This window comes from Mycobacterium shunyiense, assembly GCF_058270035.1.
In genome coordinates, this window is sequence record NZ_JBZDPT010000043.1 from 302979 (window position 1) to 324181 (window position 21203).

Consider the following 21203-nt stretch of genomic DNA (forward strand, 5'->3'; position numbering starts at 1 on the left):
TTTTCGCCGTGCCGTCGGGTCAGGGCGACACCACCTTCGACTCGGTGACCACGGTTGCCAGGCCCACATGGGCATCCCGCCACAACCGCTGCACCGGGTTGCCGCGGCGTAAGGCATCGACGTTCGAGTGACAGACGATCTCATCGAGCGCCCGTACTGCCCGGCGGGCCGCGGCGATCTGATCACGGCGTGCGCGGGCCCGCATCCCCGTGTCGACCGGGCCGTCCAACACCCGGTTGAAGGACGCGGTGAGCGTGTCGAGCAGCACCAGCCGCGACGCCCGGATCTCTGCGGCCGCATGTTCTTCGACCGGTCCGTCGGCACCGGTCACCTCGACATGGTGGCTCAGTGCGCCCTCGGCCATGCCGATCACCGCGGCCGTGATTCCCAACGGCGCGATGGTGCTGAGCGGGATGTGGTAGATCGGGTTGCGCAGGCCGGCGTGTCCCGGCGCGGTGCCGTCGACGATGCGGTTGTGGTTCAGCAGCCGATGTCCGGGGATGAACACATCGTCGATCGTGATGTTCTTGCTTCCGGTACCGATCAATCCGATGGCGTTCCAGGATTCGTCGTCGATCCGCAGATCTTCCCGCGGCACAAGCGAATACCCGAGTCCGTCGACGTCTCCGGTGCCGACCACGCGGGCGCCGACCACAACCCATTCGCAATGGTCGATGGCCGCGACCGACCGCCACTCTCCCGAGAGCCGGTAGCCCCCGTCGACGGGCAGGAGCACGCCGGCCGGCGCGTGAGCCGAGGCGATCCAGACATCGGAGTCCGCCTCCCACACCTCGTCGCGCAGGCGGCGGTCGGCCGAGGCCAACGCCCACGGCGGCACGCCGACCGAACCGGCAACCCAGCCCGCTGCCCCGTCCAGCCGGGCGATGTCGAGCACGGCCTCGGCGAAGTCACCTGGATGCGTCTCGATTCCGCCGAACTCCTCGGGCTGCAGCATGTGCATCACGCCGGACTCACGCAGCGCCTCGACGGCCCGATCGTCGAGCCGGCCGAGCTTTTCGTTGACGGGCCCGAGTGCCAGTATCAGATCGGCATTCTCGTCGATGCCGTCCAGAACGTCCCTGGTCATTTCAACACCACGCATCAAAAACTCCTTGTCGCGCGTATCGCATGTTGCCCACCATGGTGAGGTACGGCACCTTTACGCTTGCGCCAGGATCTCGCTGAGTGAGATTCTGGGGAACTCAGTGATCGACGTCCTAGGGGGCGCAGTGCCGGCATCCACCAGAAACGCGACCGCTCGACCACGCGCCGAATCGGGTGATGCGGCCGTTTCGATGGTGGATCGGGTCGCCCTGATCCTCAACTCCTTCGACGAACCTGGCAAACATCTACGGCTGGATCAGATCGCCGCACGCACGGGGCTGCCCCGGTCCTCGGTGCACCGCATCCTCAAACAGCTGCACAGCGCCGGCCTTCTGCAACACCGGCCGGACGGCTATTCACTGGCGGCCTCTCCGCTGCCGGTGACCCGGATGATCGACCACTCACAGCTACGCAGCGTGGCGTCACCCACCCTGTCCCGACTTCATGCCGACACCGGTCTGGTGGTCCACCTCGGCGTGCTTTTCGGCGGCGACGTCATCTACCTCGACAAGGTGGCCGGACGCAACAGCGCGGTGGTGCCCACCCGCGTCGCGGGCCACACGCCCGCGCACGCCAGCGCGCTGGGCAAGACCATGCTGGCCGAGCTTCCTGCCGAGGAGGTCGATGCCGTCCTGGGGCCGCGCCTGACCCGTTCCACGCGGTCCACCATCAGTGATCTGGAGACCCTGCACCGCGAACTCGCGCGGATCCGGTCACGCCACGGGCTCGCCTACGACAACGAGGAACTGGCGATCGGCCTGACCAGCGTGGCGGCGCCACTGCGCTCGGCCGACGGTGAAGTGGCAGGACTGTCGTTGACGGGCGCGGTTCCATTGCATCGCCTCCAGCGCACCGCCCCGTTCGTCATCAGGGCGGCCCGGCACATCTCCGCGCAGCTCGGCTCCCAGCAAACAAGTGCGCGTGATTCCACCTCGCCGGCCACCTCACAGACGCAGGCCACCGACAACATGCTGTCCCGCGTGCTGCGGACACTCACTTCCGACGCGTGGGTCTGACCGGCCGACTACCAGACGATCTCGTCGACCTCCATGCCGAACGAGTGGCGGCCGACGAGCGACAACACCTGCTCCACGTTGCTGGCAACGTGGGTCTGCGCGGTCTGGACATCGCGCCACACCCGTTCCACCAGCGGATCTCCGATGTCGCCACCGTGCGAGTGCGCGATGAATGTTCGGATCGCCGCGACAGCGCGCCGGGAGGCCAGCACCTGGTCCCGCCGCGACCGCAGCACCAGGTCGTTGCCGGGCGCCAGATCGGCCCGCGCGCAGTCCATGAGATCGCCGAGGTTGCGTTCGATCTGCCGGTTCGACAGGTCGAGATCGCTGCACGCCATCGCCACCGGATCCACCGGCGAACCGTGCCCGGGCCGCAGCGCGGACAGCACGTTCTCGGCCGCGCCCAGCAGCGGAACCGTTCCTGTGTGGGTGTACATGGTGGGCTGCGGCAACCGGTACAGCGGAGCCAGCGAGCCGAGCTGGTCACTGCTGACCCAGCCGAACGTGCGGTAACGCGGCACGGCCGCACCGGAGACGACGACGTCGTGCGCCCCGATACCGCGCAATCCCACACTGTTCCAAGTCGATTCCACGACGTAGTCCTGACGCGGCACCAGCGCCACCAGAAAGTCCTGGGCCGCACCGTCCTCACCGACCAGCACCGCGGCGGCCATCAGCCACGACGCATGCAGGATTCCGGTGCACCGGCTCCACCGGCCCGACAACCGGAATTCGTCCCCCACCCGTTCGAGCCGACCGGTCGGTGCATACGACTCACAGAGCAGGGTCCGTGAATCTGCGCCCCACACGTCGCGCTGGGCCCGGTGATCGAACAACGAGAGATGCCAGGTGTTGACGCCCAACCCACCGGCCAGCCACCCTGTGGAGGTACACGCCGCGGACAGCTCACGGGTGACCGCCAGGTACTCGGCCGGGTCGGCCTCGGTCCCGCCGAACGCCTTGGGCCGCAGCATCGCAAAGAAACCAGCGTTGTGCAGGCCGGTGATCACCGAGGGGTCGACGGCGCCGGTACGGTCGACGTCGGCCGCGGCCGCGGCGATCGCCGGCAGTGCCTGGCGCACTGCGCCGCGCACATTCTGCGTCATCGTTGCCGCCCTGTCCTGCCCGTCCGGTGTGTCACCATCGTGAATACCATTCGTCGCCCCTCCCAGGAGGTCATATGGCCGAGCCGCCCGGTGCGCCCGACGTCGAGCCCACCCGCTCGGCCGCTGAATCGATTGCCGTCGTGCGTGATTCGGAATCTGGCCGGTTGTTGCAGCCGGTGCGATACGGCGGGCGGGCAGTGCCGCCAGCCGAGTTCCTCACCGCGGTTGCCGACCTCGCCGAGCGCGACGGGTCGACGGGATGGCTCGCGGCGGCGGTCAACGCCGCCGCCTACGCGGTGGCCGGACTGGGCGACCCTGCCGCCGAACAGGTGTGGGGCGCCGACCCCCGTGCGTTGGTGACCGCTGATGCGGAACCGGTCGGGCGGTTGGCCGCCGGCGACGGACAGTTTCGGCTCACCGGTCGCTGGGCATCGGTGACCGGCGCCCACCTCGTGGACTGGCTGCTGCTGGGCGCCCTCGACGGCGAGACGGTCCGGTACGCCCTTGTCCCCCGCAGCGCGGTCCGGGTGGACGGCACCGGCGGCCCGCGTGGTCTGGACGCGGCCGGAATCGGCGATGTCACAGTGTCGGACGTCGCCCTCGACAGCGACTCCGTGTTCGCGCCGTCTGACGACGACGCCTGGGACAGAGGCGAATTCGACGATGTCCGACCTCCCTACCCGCTCCTTGCCGCAGCCGGGCAGGCGGCCGCCGTCGTCGGTGCCGCATCCGGGGTGTGGCAGGCACACGTCGGTCAGGTCCGCCGGCGGCTGGGCACCTCGTACGGCAGCGAGGACACCACCGAACTGACGGCCTCGGCGGTGCTGGTGGCGACGGCGGAATCCGACATCGACGCCGCTCGGCTGCAGCTGTCCAAAGCACTGAGCACAGATGCCGACAGCGCGGCCTCGGCACTGCGCCAGGTTGTCACCCGCGCGCGCAATGCCGCCGACCAACTGTTGAGCAGCGGCAACCGCCACGCGCTCGATGTGACAGACCCGGTGACCCGCCTGTGGTTCGACGTCCTAGCCGGATACCGCCTGACGATCCGGCGCTCGATGCTCGCCGTCGACTGAACCGGCCCGCGCCGCCAACTCGGCCAGAACCTGCGGCACCCGGTCGGCGATCCGGTACGGGTCCGACACCTGATCGCCACAGGTGAGGACGCAGACCGCCATCTCGTCGCGGTAGCTCCAGCCGGTGAAGTTCAGCCCCATCGGGAACACGATCGGCCCCGACGAGATCAGTTGCTCGATCGGCGCACCGCCCCAGTACAGCGTTTCCTGCGGACCGCGCATGTTGGAGGCGATCAGGCTGAACATCGGGCGGCGCTTCATCTTGGCCCCGAGGATCGGCAGCACACGCGAGTACAGCCAGAACAGCGGCCAGTACTCCATCCAGTCATGCTGCAGCCAGGCGTCCCGCTCGGCCTGCACCTCGCGCGCGGTCCGGGTGGCCGATGCGACCGCTGCCAGGCGCTCCACCGGGTCGGCGATGTGGGTGGCGAGGTCGACGTTCCAACGCGCCACCTTGTTGCCCCACTCAGCCTCGGTTTCGGCCGGCCGCATCGACACAGGCACGACAGCGGTCATGCTCTCGTCACTGGCCTGTCCGCTCTCGACCAGGTAGTCGCGCAGGGCGCCGCCGCAGATGGTCAGGAACACATCGTTGATGGTGACGCCGAATGCCTTGGACACGCGTTTGATCTCGGTGACGTCGCATCGTCGGTAGGCGAATCGACGGCTGGCCGAGAACGGTTCGTTGAACGGCATCGCCGGTGCGGCGAAAGCCTCTGCGTAGCCCGGCTTTCCGGTCTTCTGCCGACGGCGGATCACACCGGTGACGGCCACGGTGCGGGCGATGATGCCGGGGAAACGGGCCAGCGCGGCGATCTGGTGACGCAGCACCAGCGGCCACCACACCCACGGTGCGGGCCGCTGCTCGTTGCGCAGTGCAGTCCGCCCTGGCTGTGGTAGCGGGGTCGCCGGGTCGGCGCTGTACAGGGTTTCGAGCAGACGTAGCGAGGCGGTGCCGTCTGCGACGGCATGGTGGATCTTGAGTACCAGGGCGATACGGCCGTCTTTGAGGCCTTCGACGTACCAGAGCTGCCAGGCCGGTCGGTCGCGGTCCAGGGCCACCTCGAAGATCTCGCCGATGGTCGCGGCGAGCTCCTCGTCACCGCCGGGCGCGGGAGCGGTGGTCCGCTGGACGTGGTGTTCGATATCGATCTCCGGTCGCGATACCCACCACGGCCGGCCGAAGCCCACCCGTGGTGACAGCAACTGCCACTGCATCGGTTCGATCTGATCTACCCAGCCCTGCACGGCGCTCTTGATCCGGTCGAAGGTGAGCGGTTCAGAAACCTGGTCGGGATCCAGAACGACGGCCTTCATCGTGTGTTGCGGTTGGACCGAGCTCTCCCATGCCAGAAAGCTGTTGTCCTCGCCTTTCAAACGCCGCATTCTCAACCTCGCTTGTCCGCCGCCGATACGGCTCTCCTGTGGCTGCCATCACTCTGGACCAATCGTGTGTCCCAGGAGACAAGCTGTCTCGCCCAGCGAGACTTCAGGGCCCGCACCGGGCCCGATGCGACCTACGGTTTGCGCCATGAAGCGAGCTACTCCGCGCCCATCCAGCCTCGCCGCCAGGATCAACCGGCTCCGGGTGATCGCCCGTAGCCTCGCCGTGCTGCGTGAGTCCGGCCTGTCCGGTGGAGCGGCCGACGGGATCCGGCAGGCAAAGTTGGTCCGCCAGTTCGGCGGCTTCGCCGCCGTCATCGAAAGTGCCGCGACCCGCGATCCCAATGCCATCGCGATCACCGACGAATGGGGTGACGTGACGTTCGCTCAACTCAACGACCGGGTCAATGCCCTTGCCCGGGCCTGGAACTCACGCGGCATCGGTGCGGGCTCGGTGATCGCAGCGCTGTGCCGGGACCACCGCGGCCTGGTCACCGTCCTGGCCTCGGCCGGCAAGGTCGGGGCGCAGCTCTTGCTGATGAACACCGGGTTCGCCAAGCCGCAGCTCGCCGATGTGGCGGCCCGCGAAAAGGTCACCGTACTGATCTATGACGAGGAGTTCACCGACCTCGTCAGCGCCGTCGATTCCGCCGTTCGCCGATTCCTGGCCTGGACCGACGAACGCTCGACAGCCGACGTCGAGGGTTCATTGGAAGGTCTGATCGCCGCCACCTCGCCGGCGCCGGTCGCCGCGCCGGCCAAGCCCGGCGGCATGACGCTGCTCACCAGCGGCACCACCGGCACCCCCAAGGGCGCCCCGCGAGGCAAGACCTCTCCCCTGTTCTCGGCTCAGCTGCTGGACCGCGTGCCACGCCGGCGAGGTCAGACCTGCATGTTGGCCGCGCCGATGTTCCACGGCACCGGGCTCGGGCAGGCCGTGCTGTCGCTGGCCCTTGGCAACCGCCTGGTGCTACGACGCAAGTTCAACCCGGAGGAGACGCTGCGCGCGGTCCAGAACCACCACTGTGACGTACTGGTCGTCGTGCCCACGATGCTGCAGCGGATCCTGGCTCTGCCGAAGGATGTCCGCGACGGCTACGACACGTCGTCGCTGAAGATCATCTTCGTCTCGGGCTCGGCCATGCCGCCCGACCTGGTCACGCGCACCCTGGCCGAGTTCGGCCCGGTGCTCTACAACCTCTACGGCTCAACCGAACTCGCGGTCATGACCGTGGCGATGCCGGAGGATCTCGAGCACGATCCACGCACGGCCGGCCGGGCCCCGGTCGGATGTGCCGTTCGCCTGTACGACTCGGCGGGCAACGAGATCACCGAACCCGGCGTGATCGGACGGGTATTCGCCGGCAGCGACGTGAGCTTCGCCGGTTACACCGACGGCCGCACCAAGGAATCGATCGACGGATTGCAGAGCAGCGGGGACGTCGGCCACTTCGACGACACCGGCCGCCTCTACATCGACGGCCGTGACGACGACATGGTGATCTGCGGTGGTGAGAACGTCTATCCACTGGAGGTCGAGAACCTGATCACCAGCCATCCCGAGGTCGACGAAGTGGCGGTGATCGGGGTCAGCGACGACGATTTCGGTCAGCGGCTCAACGCCTATGTGGTGCTGGTCGACGGGGCGACGCTGGGCGCCGATGAGATCAAGGACTATGTGCGGGCGAACCTGGCCCGGTACAAGATTCCGCGCGACGTCGAGTTCCTCGGCAAGCTGCCCCGCAATGCCACCGGCAAGGTGCTGCGGGGCGAGCTGACCGGAGGTACCCGGTGAGCGACGTGAACACTCAGGACGACACCATGAAGCGCGAGGTCGCCGGTCGGATGGGCGACGCGTTCGCCCCGATCCTCGAAGGCGGCATGGATCCGGTCGCCGCGGCGGGCGAGGTGCGGGCCCGGCTCAAGGCCAGTCGCCGGCCGGCCAAACCCGTGCAGGTGGGCCATGTCGAGAACCGTGCGATCCCGGGACCCGCCGGTGACATTCCGGTGCGGATCTATCACCCGCTGGACCCCGAGCCCGGCGTGGCCTTGCCCGTACTGGTCTATTTCCACGGCGGCGGATTCGTGCTGTGTGATCTCGACTCACACGACTCGTGCTGCCGCAGACTCGCCAACGGCATCGGCGCGATCGTGGTCTCGGTCGACTACCGGCTGGCACCCGAGCACCCCTACCCCGCCGCGATCGAAGATGCCTGGGCGGCAACGGAATGGGCAGCAGCCCACGCCGTCGAGATCGGCGGCGATCCGGCCCGGCTCGTGATCGCAGGCGACAGCGCGGGCGGCAACCTGGCTGCCGTGATCGCCATGACAGCCCGCGACCGGGGCGGACCGGCGATCGCGTTCCAGCTGCTGATCTACCCGGTGGTGGATCAGCGTCGCAAGTCGTCGCTGTCCAGCCCGCACACCAAGAGCGGGGTGCTGACCGCCGAACACATGCAGTGGTTCACCGCCCAATACCTCGGGGCGAGCGGCGCGCAGGCCGAGGTGTCGGCGTCGCCGATTCTCGGTGACCTGACCGGACTTCCGGATGCGCACGTGTTGACCGGTGCCCTGGATCCGCTGTGTGAGGAAGGCGAGGAGTACGGCCGCATGCTCGCGGCCGGCGGCGCGAAAGTGAGCGTCCGGCGTTACGAGCGTGGCTTCCACGGCTTCTTCAACCTCGCCGACCACCTGCCCGCCGCGGCCGAAGCCACCGAAGACGTGTGCGCCGTCGTCCGCGACGCCCTGAAGTCCTGAACAACCAAGACCACACCTGAAAACCACTGAAAGGCAACCCATGAAGCTGAGGAACTCCCGCGCTCTGGTCACCGGCGCGAGCCGCGGCCTGGGCAAGAGCATCGCCGAGGTGCTGGCCGCGCGCGGTGTCGACGTCGCCGTGGTGGCCCGTGACGCCGAAGCGCTCAACCTGCTCGTCAAGGAGATCGGCGGCAAGGCCTACCCCACCGACCTGGGTGACCCGGCGGCCGTGGAGGGACTGCTGGACCGGGTCGAGGCCGACGGGCCGGTGGACATCGTGATCAACAACGCCGGTATCGACCACGTCGGCCGGTTCCATCAGGTCAGTCCCGAGCAGATCCGTAACCTGCTTCAGGTCAATCTGGCTGCGCCGATGGACATCTGCCGCCAGGCGATACCCCGCATGGTCCAGCGCGGGCGGGGCCACATCGTCAACGTCTCGTCGATGGGTGCGATTTCGCAGGGGCCGGGACTGACCCTGTACGGCACGTCGAAGGCCGGGCTGAGCCACTTCACCGCGGGCATCCGCGGCGAGCTGCGGGGCAAACCGGTCGGCACCACGCTGGTCCAGGTCGGCGAGGTCAAGACCGACATGATCGACCACATCCGCGCATTCGGTCCGGCGCGGCGCACCATCGAGCGGTCGATCCGGTGGCGGATGATTCCGCGCGACCAGTTGGACCCGGAGGTGGTTTCCGCGGCGATCGCCGATGCCATCGAGAACAACCGTCGCCACGTCGTCCTGCCGCGCAATATCGTCCCGATGGCAAAGTTCACCGAATTCCCCCGCCGCGTCTCCGAACTCATGCTGACCGGCATCGACCAGGACAACGACTGATGCCCGGCGTGGACCTGACCGGCAAGGTCGCGATCGTCACCGGCGCCGCCCGCGGGCAGGGCGAGGCCGAGGCGCGGCTGTTCGCCGCGCTGGGCGCCAAGGTGGTGCTGACCGATCTCCTCGTCGCCGACGGTCAGCAGGTCGCCGAGTCCATCGGCGCCGCCGCCCGCTTCGTCCGCCACGATGTCGGCAACGAAACTGACTGGCGCACAGCGGTCGACACCGCTGTGCGCGAATTCGGCCGCGTCGACGTTCTGGTCAACAACGCCGCCATCTGCAAAGTGGTGCCGCTGGCCGAGCAGGACACCGCCGGGTTCGAGCAGATGCTGCGGGTCAATCTCATCGGCGCCTTCCTCGGCATGCAGGCCGTCACCGAGCCGATGCAGGCCGCGGGCGGCGGTTCGATCGTGAACATCTCGTCGCAGGCGGGTGTGCAGGGGCTGGCCGGCTACACCGCCTACGGTGCCTCCAAGTGGGGCCTGCGCGGGATGTCGAAGGTCGCGGCAATCGAGCTGGGCCCGTTGGGTATTCGGGTCAACACCGTCTATCCCGGCATGATCGACACCCCGATGATCGCTCATCTCGAGGTGGAACGCGGGCCGGGCGGCCATCCCGGTGCGCCGCTGACCCGCGTGGGCACGCCCGAGGAGGTCGCCGAGGTCGTCGCCTTCCTGGCCTCGGATGCGTCGTCGTACATCACCGGCGCGGATCTGACCGTCGACGGTGGCGCCAGCGCGGGCCGGATCCCCGTCACCCCGGTCCACACCAACTGAGAGTCGCCCCTCGCCGACCGGCATACCCGGCAGCCGAAAGTGTCCCCCGGACACCGCGGCTGACCGGGTCGCCGCATCTCACTTCCCCGGCAGCACCAGGATCTTGACGTGCGCCTCGGGGTCACGCAGCGACTCGAACGCGCCGCCCAGTCCGTCGAGGCCGACCCGCCCCGTGATGATCGCCTCGGCATCGATCTCACCTGCGGCCAGCCGTGCCAGCACCTTCTCGTAGGCCTGGTCGTAGGGGCCGTGACCGAAATTGATGGCGATCTGCCGCATCTGCGCGACCACCGGGATGATGGTCTCCTCGGCGAACGGCGAGGCCACCACCTGGATGCGCGAACCCCACGGCAGCGTGTGGGTCAGCGTGTTCAGGGTGCCGACGCGCCCGCTGCACTCGTACGCGATCAGGAGACCGCCACCGGTCTTGCCGCTGCCCAGCAGCTCGTTGTACAGCGCGATCGGATCCCGCTCGCCGGGGTCGACGACGATGTCGGCACCCATCTTCGCGGCGAGCTCGCGGCGCTTGGGTGACGGCTCCGACGCGATGACGGTGTGCGCGCCGGCCGCCTTGGCGGCCAGGATCGTGCCCAGACCGATCGATCCGCATCCGATCACCAGAGCGGTGTCCGCGGGCGTCAGACCCGACTGCTGCATGTGCATCTCGCCGACATGCAGCGGCTCGGCCAGAGCGGCGTGCTCCAGCGACAGGCCGTCGGGCACGTGCCGGACCCAGAAGGCGTCGACGACGATGAATTCGCCGAAGGCCCCGTGGTATCGGTTCGAGTAGCCGATGATCGTCGGCATCCCGCTGCCCTGCTCGGTGGTGATGCCGAGCCCGGTCACCCGGTCCCCCTCGGTGAAATCCTCGACGCCCGGGCCGGTTTCGACGACGGTGCCGGACCACTCGTGACCGAGAACCACCGGACGGGTGGCGTCGAACACCGCGAACGGATAGCCCGCACCGGCGGCCACCTCGACAAACCGGCACGGATCCTTGGACATGCTCAGGTCACTGCCGCAGATGCCGCACGCGGCCACCTTGATGCGCAGTTGCCCGGACCCGGTGGCGGGCGGTTCGGTGACATCGGTGACGGTGAACTGACCGTCGAAGTACTCCGCGGCGCGCATTACGCCCCCTGCCCGGCGAGCTGCTCGGCAGGCTGGCCGTAATAGTCGGTGTGCGCCTTGGTGATTGCGCCGATCAGGCCGCCCAGCAGGTATTCGCTGTTGTCCTCGGCGAACTGCATGCTGGCCTGTCTGCCGGCGTTGCGGTTCTTGAAGTGCGGCACGACCTCTGACGCGAACAGCTCGTAACTGCGCTTGGTGTCCTCCCAACTCGCCATGTCCACATGCATGATCAGAAGGGTGCCGAACCCGCCGGTCTTGTCGATGAGGCGCTCGATCTGAGCGATCGCATCCTCCGGGGTACCGATGATGACCTGACCGAACTCGCCCAGATTGTCGGCGCGCCACTGGTTGATGATGCCCTCGGGCGTCTGCGCCCAATCGGGATTGATGCCCTGTTGCCGGTTGACGTACTCGGCGATGGCATGGATCCGGCGGCTGACGGCCCGCTCGGCTTCGGCCCGGGTCTCGGCGATGAACATCGGATTGACCAGGCGCCAGGTGGAGCGGTCTGCCTGATACCCGTTCTCGGCCGAAACCTTCTCGTATACACCCCAGTTGCGGTCGAGTACGTCGAACCCGCTGGGTGAGCTGGCGGCCAGTGACAGCAGGGACAATCCGTGCGTGCCGGCGAGCACCGATCCGTTCGGCGAGATGGTCGAGGCGGTCGCCACCTCGATGCCGGCCGGATCGTAGGTCGGCAGCTGGGCTCGCGCGTCGCGCAGGGTGAACCAGTCGGTCTCCATGTTGACGACCTCACCGCGCAGCAGTCGCAGCACCGCCTCCAGTGCCTCGCCCTGCATGCGGCGCTGGTCGATCGGGTTGATCCCCATCATGTGTGCGTCCAGCGGGATCTTGCCCGGCCCGGTGCCGACGATCAGCCGGCCACGGGTCTGCAGATCGAGCTGGGTGATGCGGTCCGCGGTGACCAGCGGGTGGTGGTACGGCAGCGACATCACGCCCGTCCCGAACCGGAGGCGCTCGGTGCGCTCGGCGGCTGCCGCGATGAAAACATCTGGTGCAGGGACGATTTCAGATCCGGTCGAGTGATGCTCACCCATCCAGGCCTCGTCGAAACCGAGGTGGTCGAGATGCTCCATCAGGTCGATGTCGCGGCGCAGCTGCAGGGCCGGGTCGGCGTTGAGTGGGTGATAGGGCGCAAGGAATGCCCCGAACTTGATCGAACTCGAATTCCACATGCCGGGCACGTTATCTGGATCGACTGATTGGATCAAATGATCCAGAAATTTGGGCCCGCGAAGGCCCGCCGGTACCGCACTGATGGGTCAGGTTCCGAGCAGCCGATCGACCCCGCCGACGACGAACCGCACCAGGTCTTCGTAGAAGTCCCGCAGTTCGGTCTCGTCCAGACGGTTCCCGTTACGGCGCCATCCGTCGGCCCGACTCAGCGCCTGGATGAAGTTCATGATCGAGATGGCCCAGCGCAACTCCAGGCGCGACGGGTCCGAATCGGGGAACGCCCGCTGAACCTGAGCGAAGAGTTCGTCGGGCAGGTGCTGCTCGGTTTCGAGCATCACCGGATGGTTCTCCTGTGAGATCTGAGCGATGATCTTGATCCACCGCATCCCCCGGACCCGGTGGCGGAGCAACAGTTTCAGATACGGCTCGGTGACCGCGCGGACAAGGGCGTCAGTAGCCGGCGCGCTCGGCTCGGCCGCCAGTGCCGCCACGTTGGCCGCGATCTCGTCGCGTACCGGCGCGCCGATGTCGGTGAGCACCGCGCGCAGCAGGTCGTCCTTGGAGCCGAAGTGATAGTGCACCGAGGCCGCGCCGAGTCCCGCGGCCGCGTTGACCGCCCGCACCGACACGGCGTCCACCCCCTGGGCGGCGAACAGCCGTTCGGCAGCCTTCACCAGGCGCAGCCGGGTGGCCGCGCCCTGCCGGTTCTGGGCGGCGACAGACACCCGACGAGCATGTCACGTGGCGTATGAGGTGCTGAGCTGCGCTCTACGCCGACGGCGTGTCGTCGGTCAGCGGCGCGAACCGCCCGTCGCCGTCGGGCGCATAGGTCGTGGTGGTCATCACAGCGTCCACGGGCAGCGGACCGTACAGATGCGGGAACAACATCGCGTCGGGGTCCGTCGAAACTCCGGGTTCCCAGCGCACCGGGTCGGTCAACTTCGCCGGATCGATGTGCAGCAGCACCAGGTCGCGCCGTCCGGAGTAGAGCCGGTTGGCCGGCAGATGCACCTGCTCAGGCGCCGACAGGTGAACGAAGCCCTGCAGGCCCAGCGAGTCCGGACGGTGCTCACCGCTACGCTGGGCCGTCAGCCAATCCTCGACACTGCACAAGTGAACCAGGACACGCGGGGATGGATGCATATCGTCAGCTTGCCGGGCCAGCAACACGGGGGCCAAGTGAGACACGACACACCGGTGAACCCTTGGGGAACAAGGCCGGAATCCAAAACGTCTGACAGAGTAGACATACGCAATCGAGGCGCCTTTGCCGAGATGCGCAGAGCAGAAGACGGAGGAGCCATGAACGCAACTCTGACAAGCCCGGAGCTAACCAGAGCCGATCGCTGCGATCGTTGCGGTGCGGCCGCACGCGTGCGCGCGAAGCTGCCCTCGGGGGCCGAGTTGCTCTTCTGCCAGCACCACGCGAACGAACACGAAGCAAAGCTGGTTGAGCTGGCCGCAGTGCTGGAGACCAGCGCGGCAGACGCCTGACCGCCAACAGCCGGCACCACCCGCCTGGGCAGGAGCACGTTTCGTCAGTAATGCTTGACTGGTCATGACTGGCCAGCCGCTTCCAGTACCACCATCACGCCACCACATCTGGCACCTCACTCGACGCACGTTGTCGAAGAGCTGGGACGATTCCATCTTCTCGGAATCGGCACAGGCGGCGTTCTGGTGCGCGTTGTCACTGCCTCCCCTGCTACTGGGGATGCTCGGCAGCCTGGCCTATATCGCACCATTGTTCGGGCCGGACACCCTGCCGACAATTCAGGATCAGCTGATCAACGCGGCGAACAGCTTCTTCTCCCCCAACGTCGTCAACGAGATCATCGAACCGACGATCCGCGACATCGTCCGGGGCGCCCGCGGCGAGGTGGTGTCGGTGGGTTTCGTGATCTCGCTGTGGGCCGGGTCGTCGGCGGTGTCTGCGTTCGTGGACTCCATCGTGGAGGCCCACGATCAGACACCGCTGCGGCATCCGGTGCGGCAACGCTTCTACGCGTTGGGCCTGTACGTAGTCATGCTCGTCTCTGCCATCGGGATAGCGCCGCTGCTGGCGCTCGGGCCGCGGGCGGTCTCCGAGCACATTCCGGACAGTCTGGACAACGCGCTGCGCTACGGCTACTACCCGGCGCTGTTCCTCGCGGTGTTCGTGGGGGTGACTGTGCTGTACCGGGTCTCGTTGCCCGCTCCGATCCCGACGCACCGCCTGGTGCTGGGCGCGGTACTGGCCACGGTGGTGTTCCTGGTCGCCACGTTCGGGCTGCGGATCTACCTGACCTGGATCACGAGCACCGGCTACACCTACGGCGCACTGGCCACGCCGATCGCGTTCCTGCTGTTCGCATTCTTCCTGGGTTTCGCCATCATGCTCGGCGCCGAACTGAATGCGGCGATCCAAGAGGAGTGGCCGGCGTCGGACACGCACGCCAGGAGGCTGCGGGAATGGCTGGAGGAAAAAGCCCTCAACGGCTCCAACAATGGCGAGACCCAGGCGCCGGCAGGAACGCCCGCGCCCGAGCCGGCTGAACCGCCGCCGCCTACTTCTTGAGCGATTCGTAGATCTTCTTGCAATCCGGGCACACCGGAGAGCCCGGCTTGGCCGACTTGGTCACCGGGAACACCTCGCCGCACAGCGCGACCACATGCGTGCCCATGACCGCACTTTCGGCGATCTTGTTTTTCTTGACGTAATGGAAGAACTTGGGGCTGTCGTCGTCGGTCCCGTCGTCGACGCGTTCGTCGGTGTCCGGGCGCTCGATGGTCTGGGTCTGCATAGTTTTATTGTGCCTGGCTGCGGGGCATTGGGAAATCCGCATGCCACGACCCGGTCCGGGTGTGGAACAGTAGAGGTATGAAACAAAGCCACGAGCTGAGTTTCGACGACGATTTCGGCGACGATTTCGGCAAGGAAGCCCGCCCGGTTCTCATCACCAAAGCCGCACCTGCCTACGAAGTGCAGCACCGCCAACGCGTCCGCAAGTATCTGACGCTGATGGCCTTCCGCATCCCGGCGCTCATCCTCGCCGCGGTCGCCTACAACATCTGGCAGAACGGGCTCATCTCGCTCGCGATCATCGTGGCGTCGATACCGCTGCCCTGGATGGCCGTGCTGATCGCCAACGACCGACCCCCGCGTAGCGCCGAGGAGCCGCGGCGGTATGCCGGGCGCGGCGAGCGGATCCCACTGTTCCCCACCGCAGAGCGGCCGGCGTTACAGAAGGACCCGTTTACGCCACCGCAACCGGACGCAGCGCGGACCGACGGCGATGAGCCCAGCTGAGCGGCTTCTTTAGCCATTCTCAGGACATTCTCAGGTCGGTTCGGAAAAACCGCAGCTCAACGGGCATGAATCCGACGGTCGGCGGGAACTCTCATGGGGTCTACGACGTTGTAGATCATGACAGTTCGAGCTGATCAGGAGGCCGTCATGGCAAATGCCACCACAAGCCGCGTCGACAGTGATCTGGATGCCCAGAGCCCTGCCGCCGACCTCGTGCGCGTGTATCTGAACGGCATTGGCAAAACGGCGTTGCTCAACGCCGCCGATGAGGTAGAACTCGCAAAGCGCATCGAGGCGGGCTTGTACGCCCAGCACGTGCTGAACACCAAGAAGCGCCTGGGCGAGAACCGGAAGCGTGATCTGGCCACCGTCGTCCGTGACGGTGAGGCAGCACGGCGGCACCTGCTGGAGGCCAACCTCCGCCTGGTGGTGTCGCTGGCCAAGCGCTACACCGGTCGCGGCATGCCGCTGCTGGATCTGATCCAGGAAGGGAACCTGGGCCTGATCCGCGCGATGGAGAAGTTCGACTACACCAAGGGCTTCAAGTTCTCCACGTATGCCACCTGGTGGATCCGGCAGGCCATCACCCGCGGGATGGCGGACCAGAGCCGCACCATCCGGCTCCCGGTCCACCTGGTCGAGCAGGTCAACAAACTGGCCCGGATCAAGCGCGAGATGCACCAGAACCTGGGCCGCGAGGCCACCGACGAGGAACTGGCCGAAGAGTCCGGTATCCCCGTCGAGAAGATCAACGACCTGCTGGAGCACAGCCGCGACCCGGTGAGCCTGGACATGCCCGTCGGCACCGACGAGGAAGCCCCGCTGGGCGACTTCATCGAGGACTCCGAGGCGATGTCGGCCGAGAACGCGGTCATCTCCGAACTGCTGCACACCGATATCCGCCACGTGCTGGCCACGCTCGACGAGCGTGAGCAGCAGGTGATCCGGCTGCGGTTCGGCCTCGACGACGGCCAGCCCCGCACCCTGGATCAGATCGGCAAGCTGTTCGGTCTCTCCCGCGAGCGGGTCCGCCAGATCGAGCGTGAGGTCATGGCCAAGCTCCGCAACGGCGAGCGTGCGGACCGACTCCGCTCCTACGCCAGCTAGTCCCTCCGCCAGATGTGCCCCGTCGGTTTCCGGCGGGGCACGTCGCACATCTGGGCTGTTTCGGGCCTCGCCGGGCGGTTCCGGGCCCATGTCCTGGGGTTTTGCCCCACGCTGTGAGGTGCCCGACGCCCCGATGTTGCGCCGCAGTTCAAGAGCCGGAAACGGTAGACTGAGCCGTGACGTTTGGGCTGGGAAGGCGCGCATGAACGATCTGGTCGACACCACCGAGATGTACCTGCGGACGATCTACGACCTCGAGGAAGAGGGCGTGGTGCCGTTGCGCGCCCGCATCGCCGAACGGCTCGACCAAAGCGGACCGACGGTAAGCCAGACGGTGTCACGCATGGAACGCGACGGTTTGCTGCACGTCGCCGGCGACCGCCACCTGGAGCTGACCGACAAGGGCCGCGCTCTGGCGGTTGCCGTGATGCGCAAGCACCGTTTGGCCGAAAGGCTGCTCGTCGACGTGATCGGGCTGCCGTGGGAGGACGTCCACGCCGAAGCCTGCCGCTGGGAGCACGTGATGAGCGAAGACGTGGAGCGGCGCCTGGTGCAGGTGCTCGACAACCCCACGACCTCGCCGTTCGGCAACCCCATCCCGGGGCTGTCCGACCTCGGTGTCGGCGCGACGGGCTACGACGATGTCAGCCTGGTCCGGCTCACCGAACTTCCGGTCGGGTTGCCGGTTGCCGTGGTGGTCCGCCAACTCACCGAACATGTTCAGGGCGACACCGAACTCATCGGTCGACTCAAGGATGCCGGCGTGGTGCCGAATGCGAGGGTCACCGTCGAGGCCAACGATCACGGCGGCGTGATGATCGTGATCCCGGGGCACGAGCAGGTCGAGTTGCCCCATCACATGGCCCACGCGGTCCGCGTGGAGAAGGTCTAGCCACTCAACCGGCCCTGCGGCGCCACGTCCGCCGCCGCGGCAGTTGCACGCCGAGCTGTTCGGCCAGCCGATAACCGGTGACCGCCAGCTCCCGGATGCGCTCCGGCCGCATGCCCGCTTGTAGCGCGGTATCGAGCATGCCCGCCATCCGGTGCGTCGGCCGTGCGTCCAGCGCGGCATCGAGCGATGCCCCGGCCAGCGGCCCGTCCCCCCGCGCATACGCCGAGAAGGCCAGCAGAACAAGCGCTTCGGCGCGCCAGGGATCGGGCAGATTGCGGGCCAACAGCGCCCACAACGCTTCGGCCTGCTCCGCGCACTCCCCGACCGCCAGCGCATAGAGCGTGTCGCGGACCCTCGGATCGGCCAACCCGACGGCCAACCGCGCCAACTCGGTGCTGCCGGGCGCGTCGCCCTCGGCCAACTGCACCGCTGCCCGCATCGCGGCCTCGACGTCCCCACGCACCTCGTCGTCGGGCCGGGCGTCCGGGCGTCCCGGCCGCTGCGCCGCGAGCTCCAATGGCCGTTTCATCGACGCGGCGGCCACGGGGTCCGGCCGGATCACCCGAAGTAGCTCGTCACGGCTGCCGTAGAGACGCCGACCGTCGAGCACCGCGGCTGCCGCCAGTGGTGACGCGCCCGGGTCGTCCACGTATCCCTCTGCGCCACAACCGTCGGCGCAGTGCCAGAACCCCCCGGCAGCCACCTTGTCCACCACATGCGCGGCGTAGAGCTCGATGCCGTCCGCACCCAGCGCCTCGTCCAGCTCCGCCGCGAGGTCGCGGTAGCGGTCATCGCACGCCAGGCAGTCCCGGCTGTGGTCGTCCACGACCACAGCGATCACGGCGTCCGCGCCGGCGTTCGCCGCGAGGTCGACCAGGTGTGCCACGCGGCCGGACATGTCGTCGGCCAGATCGGCGCGCATGACGCAGCCCAACTCGCCCCGGTCGATGGTGACGAGCACGAGGCTGCGGTGCGGGACGAAGCCGAGCACCGCGGGCAGCGCGGCGATCAGCGCACCGGGGCGGTTGAGGTGGAAGTCGAACCCGGGCGAAGAAGACGATGGTGTAGTCATGGCCCGACCGTGCCAACCAGCGCCGTCACGGGCCGCCGCACGAACCGGGCGCCCACGCCCGGTTGGGGATGGACGCTGCGCTGTGGATAACCCGTTTGTTCACTCGGTATTCGGCGGCAGCCACATGCGCCGGTTCGGCCACCCCGCGTAGACAGTTGACCCATGGGTTCGATGCAGGAGTATGACCTCGTCGTCATCGGTTCGGGTCCCGGGGGCCAACGCGCCGCAATCGCCGCAGCGAAACTCGGCAAGACCGTTGCGGTGATCGAGCGGGGCATGATGCTCGGCGGAGTCTGCGTCAACACCGGCACCATTCCGTCCAAGACGTTGCGTGAGGCCGTCGTCTACCTGACCGGCATGAGTCAGCGCGAACTCTACGGCGCGAGCTACCGCGTCAAGGAGAAGATCACCCCCGCCGATCTGCTGTCACGCACCCAGCACGTCATCGGCAAGGAGATCGACGTCGTACGGTCCCAGCTGATGCGCAACCGCATCGAGCTGTACACCGGGCACGGCCGATTCTCCGACGAGCACACGATCCTCGTCGAGGATCCCACCCGCGCTGAATTGGTCACTGTCCGTGGCCGTTTCATCGTGATCGCCACCGGGACCAAACCGGCCAGGCCGGCCGGGGTCACGTTCGACGAGGCACGCGTGCTCGATTCCGACGGCATCCTCAATCTCGCGACCCTGCCCACCTCGATGGTGGTGGTCGGCGCCGGGGTCATCGGCATCGAGTACGCCTCGATGTTCGCCGCGCTGGGCACCAAGGTCACCGTGGTGGAGAAACGCGCCGACATGCTGGAGTTCTGCGATCCCGAGATCATCGAGTCGCTGCGCTTCCACCTCCGCGACCTCGCGGTGACGTTCCGGTTCGGCGAAGAGGTGACCGCCGTCGACATCGGCACTTCGGGCACGGTGACCACCCTGGCCAGTGGCAAGCAGATCCCCGCCGAGACCGTGATGTACTCGGCCGGACGCCAGGGCCAGACCGATCACCTCGATCTGGCGAACGCCGGCCTGGAGGCAGACTCCCGCGGCCGCATCTACGTCGACGACAACTTCACCACCAAGGTGGACCACATCTACGCGGTCGGCGACGTCATCGGATTCCCGGCGCTGGCCGCGACGTCCATGGAGCAGGGACGGTTGGCCGCCTACCACGCCTTCGGCGAACCCACCAAGGCCATGATGAGCCTGCAGCCGATCGGCATCTACTCGATTCCTGAGGTGTCGTTCGTCGGGGCCACCGAGGTCGATCTGACCAAGGATTCGATTCCGTATGAGGTCGGCGTATCCCGGTATCGCGAACTGGCGCGCGGGCAGATCGCCGGTGATTCCTACGGGATGCTGAAACTGCTCGTGTCCACCGAGGATCTGCGGCTACTGGGGGTGCACATCTTCGGTACCAACGCCACCGAGATGGTCCACATCGGACAGGCCGTGATGGGTTGCGGCGGCACCGTCGATTACCTCGTCGACGCGGTGTTCAACTATCCGACGTTCTCGGAGGCCTACAAGGTCGCGGCGCTCGACGTGATGAACAAACTGCGCGCGCTCAACCAGTTCCGCTACTGACAGTCCGATTCGAGTGCCGCGGGCGCGGCGTCGCCGGGGCCGTCGGCCTCAGCGCGGACGAGCAGACGCGCGATCCGGTCATCGAAGCGCGGTGAGTAGGACACGTCGTCGTCGCAGCCGCCGCCGTCGAGTCCGCCGACCAACCCGGTCACCGTCGATCCCGAAACCCACGGGGCACCGCTGAAACCATCGGTCACGCCCGCACAGGCCAGGGCCGGGAATCCCTGCAGTGACGACTCGGTCGCGCCTCGGCACGCCATCGGACTGCCGCCCTCACCCATCGGGTAACCGGTCACCGTCACCGGGCTTCCCGCCGCCGGCGCCGACCCCAGGGTCAGCCCGCCGCCGGACTCGGCCAGCAGCCTGGCGGTGGAATCCCCGGTCACCCGCACGATCGCATAGTCGGCCTGAGGATCCTGGTTGGCGAGCCAGCGCGAGTCCAGATACACGCTGCTCACGTGCCAGGCGTCACCGGCGCCCGCGCCGAAACCTGGGACGAACGTGGTGTCGACACCGTCGAGTAGGCAATGCGCGGCCGTCAGTATGAGGTCCGCCGTCGGGGTGGCCAGCACCGACCCGCTACAGGTGTGCGTCGTGGTATCGCCCAGGAAAAGCGCCCCCACCCGACGATCCGGCGTCACCGACTCGACCCCGGCCTGCGACAACGCGCTGGCCGCAGCCGGCGTGCTGCTCGGGGGGACGGTCGTGAGGTTGGCTGCCGCGCCACCGGCGGTGGGGCCCGGAACGGTGCACGCCGCCGCCCCGGCCGCCGTCAGGGCAGCCGCGACTGTGAACTTCGCCATCCGGGTCACGCGCATCATCACGATTTTGCCTGATCGCGCGGAGAACTGCCGGAATGCGACCACCAGCCGGGCGCGTTCGAA

General features: G+C 67.6%; 22 protein-coding genes. 12 read left to right on the forward strand and 10 right to left on the reverse strand.

The window, feature by feature from the left end; genetic code table 11:
- Nucleotides 1-19 precede the first annotated feature (19 nt).
- Complete coding sequence (locus AC4ELS_RS24710; protein WP_448448529.1) at nt 20-1087, reverse strand: acyl-CoA dehydrogenase family protein; 1068 nt, start codon at nt 1085-1087, stop codon at nt 20-22.
- Between the two features lie 208 nt (nt 1088-1295).
- On the opposite strand from AC4ELS_RS24710, the gene AC4ELS_RS24715 reads away from it, so the two are divergent.
- Complete coding sequence (locus tag AC4ELS_RS24715) at nt 1296-2120, forward strand: IclR family transcriptional regulator (protein WP_082941750.1); 825 nt, start codon at nt 1296-1298, stop codon at nt 2118-2120.
- Between the two features lie 8 nt (nt 2121-2128).
- Here the strand turns inward: AC4ELS_RS24715 and AC4ELS_RS24720 are convergent, their stop codons facing one another.
- Nucleotides 2129-3226, reverse strand: a complete 1098-nt coding sequence (locus AC4ELS_RS24720) for an acyl-CoA dehydrogenase family protein (RefSeq protein ID WP_448448530.1) — start codon at nt 3224-3226, stop codon at nt 2129-2131.
- 74 nt (nt 3227-3300) lie between these two features.
- Between AC4ELS_RS24720 and AC4ELS_RS24725 the strand changes: the two genes are divergently transcribed.
- Nucleotides 3301-4302 carry an acyl-CoA dehydrogenase family protein gene (locus AC4ELS_RS24725; protein ID WP_499049663.1) on the forward strand — a complete coding sequence of 334 codons (1002 nt, stop codon included), beginning with the start codon at nt 3301-3303 and terminating at the stop codon, nt 4300-4302.
- Here AC4ELS_RS24725 and AC4ELS_RS24730 read toward each other — a convergent pair.
- The gene (locus AC4ELS_RS24730; RefSeq protein WP_448448532.1) at nt 4252-5688 is read right to left on the reverse strand and encodes a wax ester/triacylglycerol synthase family O-acyltransferase; all 1437 of its coding nucleotides are present in this window, start codon (nt 5686-5688) and stop codon (nt 4252-4254) included. The genes AC4ELS_RS24725 and AC4ELS_RS24730 overlap by 51 nt on opposite strands.
- Before the next feature lie 145 nt (nt 5689-5833).
- Here AC4ELS_RS24730 and AC4ELS_RS24735 point away from each other — a divergent pair, with 145 nt between their 5' ends.
- Genes AC4ELS_RS24735 through AC4ELS_RS24750 form a run of 4 tightly spaced genes read left to right on the forward strand, consistent with a single transcriptional unit; the run spans nt 5834 to nt 10053 of the window.
- Complete coding sequence (locus AC4ELS_RS24735) at nt 5834-7480, forward strand: AMP-binding protein (RefSeq protein WP_448448533.1); 1647 nt, start codon at nt 5834-5836, stop codon at nt 7478-7480.
- Entirely contained in the window at nt 7477-8442 is a 966-nt protein-coding gene (locus tag AC4ELS_RS24740) for an alpha/beta hydrolase (protein ID WP_448457111.1), read from the forward strand. Before AC4ELS_RS24735 ends, AC4ELS_RS24740 begins: the two co-directional genes overlap by 4 nt.
- Before the next feature lie 40 nt (nt 8443-8482).
- Entirely contained in the window at nt 8483-9280 is a 798-nt protein-coding gene (locus AC4ELS_RS24745) for an SDR family NAD(P)-dependent oxidoreductase (RefSeq protein ID WP_498884428.1), read from the forward strand.
- Nucleotides 9280-10053, forward strand: a complete 774-nt coding sequence (locus tag AC4ELS_RS24750; RefSeq protein ID WP_064960219.1) for a glucose 1-dehydrogenase — start codon at nt 9280-9282, stop codon at nt 10051-10053. Before AC4ELS_RS24745 ends, AC4ELS_RS24750 begins: the two co-directional genes overlap by 1 nt.
- A gap of 78 nt (nt 10054-10131) precedes the next feature.
- Here AC4ELS_RS24750 and AC4ELS_RS24755 read toward each other — a convergent pair whose 3' ends face one another.
- From AC4ELS_RS24755 to AC4ELS_RS24770, 4 genes are all read right to left on the reverse strand, one after another.
- Nucleotides 10132-11184, reverse strand: a complete 1053-nt coding sequence (locus AC4ELS_RS24755) for an alcohol dehydrogenase catalytic domain-containing protein (protein WP_448448537.1) — start codon at nt 11182-11184, stop codon at nt 10132-10134.
- Entirely contained in the window at nt 11184-12380 is a 1197-nt protein-coding gene (locus tag AC4ELS_RS24760) for an LLM class flavin-dependent oxidoreductase (RefSeq protein ID WP_448448538.1), read from the reverse strand. The genes AC4ELS_RS24755 and AC4ELS_RS24760 overlap by 1 nt, the downstream gene beginning before the upstream one ends.
- 87 nt (nt 12381-12467) lie before the next feature.
- Complete coding sequence (locus AC4ELS_RS24765; protein ID WP_064884438.1) at nt 12468-13106, reverse strand: TetR/AcrR family transcriptional regulator; 639 nt, start codon at nt 13104-13106, stop codon at nt 12468-12470.
- A gap of 43 nt (nt 13107-13149) precedes the next feature.
- The gene (locus AC4ELS_RS24770; protein ID WP_448448539.1) at nt 13150-13524 is read right to left on the reverse strand and encodes a DUF952 domain-containing protein; all 375 of its coding nucleotides are present in this window, start codon (nt 13522-13524) and stop codon (nt 13150-13152) included.
- Nucleotides 13525-13683: 159 nt separating this feature from the next.
- On the opposite strand from AC4ELS_RS24770, the gene AC4ELS_RS24775 reads away from it, so the two are divergent.
- Both AC4ELS_RS24775 and AC4ELS_RS24780 read left to right on the forward strand, forming a co-directional pair.
- Entirely contained in the window at nt 13684-13875 is a 192-nt protein-coding gene (locus AC4ELS_RS24775; RefSeq protein WP_055113266.1) for a DUF7455 domain-containing protein, read from the forward strand.
- Between the two features lie 64 nt (nt 13876-13939).
- Nucleotides 13940-14938 (forward strand): YihY/virulence factor BrkB family protein, encoded by a 999-nt coding sequence (locus tag AC4ELS_RS24780; protein ID WP_064960215.1) that lies wholly within the window; start codon nt 13940-13942, stop codon nt 14936-14938.
- Here the strand turns inward: AC4ELS_RS24780 and AC4ELS_RS24785 are convergent.
- Complete coding sequence (locus AC4ELS_RS24785) at nt 14928-15164, reverse strand: DUF3039 domain-containing protein (RefSeq protein ID WP_055113262.1); 237 nt, start codon at nt 15162-15164, stop codon at nt 14928-14930. The genes AC4ELS_RS24780 and AC4ELS_RS24785 overlap by 11 nt on opposite strands.
- Nucleotides 15165-15241: 77 nt before the next feature.
- Between AC4ELS_RS24785 and AC4ELS_RS24790 the strand changes: the two genes are divergently transcribed.
- From AC4ELS_RS24790 to AC4ELS_RS24800, 3 genes are all read left to right on the forward strand, one after another.
- Complete coding sequence (locus AC4ELS_RS24790; protein WP_064960214.1) at nt 15242-15670, forward strand: DUF3099 domain-containing protein; 429 nt, start codon at nt 15242-15244, stop codon at nt 15668-15670.
- 117 nt (nt 15671-15787) lie between these two features.
- Nucleotides 15788-16777, forward strand: a complete 990-nt coding sequence (locus tag AC4ELS_RS24795) for a sigma-70 family RNA polymerase sigma factor (protein WP_264010495.1) — start codon at nt 15788-15790, stop codon at nt 16775-16777.
- A 202-nt stretch (nt 16778-16979) separates the two neighbouring features.
- On the forward strand, nt 16980-17669 hold the full coding sequence (locus AC4ELS_RS24800) for an iron-dependent transcriptional repressor DtxR (RefSeq protein WP_019348280.1): 690 nt from the start codon (nt 16980-16982) through the stop codon (nt 17667-17669).
- Nucleotides 17670-17673: 4 nt separating this feature from the next.
- Here AC4ELS_RS24800 and AC4ELS_RS24805 read toward each other — a convergent pair whose 3' ends face one another.
- Nucleotides 17674-18741, reverse strand: coding sequence for a DUF4192 domain-containing protein (locus AC4ELS_RS24805; RefSeq protein ID WP_448448540.1), 1068 nt, complete (start codon nt 18739-18741; stop codon nt 17674-17676).
- A gap of 171 nt (nt 18742-18912) precedes the next feature.
- On the opposite strand from AC4ELS_RS24805, the gene sthA reads away from it, so the two are divergent.
- Nucleotides 18913-20319: a Si-specific NAD(P)(+) transhydrogenase gene (sthA, locus tag AC4ELS_RS24810; protein WP_498884467.1), complete on the forward strand. Its 1407-nt coding sequence runs from the start codon at nt 18913-18915 to the stop codon at nt 20317-20319.
- Here the strand turns inward: sthA and AC4ELS_RS24815 are convergent.
- Nucleotides 20313-21122, reverse strand: a complete 810-nt coding sequence (locus AC4ELS_RS24815; protein ID WP_499049665.1) for a trypsin-like serine peptidase — start codon at nt 21120-21122, stop codon at nt 20313-20315. The two genes, sthA and AC4ELS_RS24815, sit on opposite strands and share 7 nt — an antisense overlap.
- Nucleotides 21123-21203 lie beyond the last annotated feature (81 nt).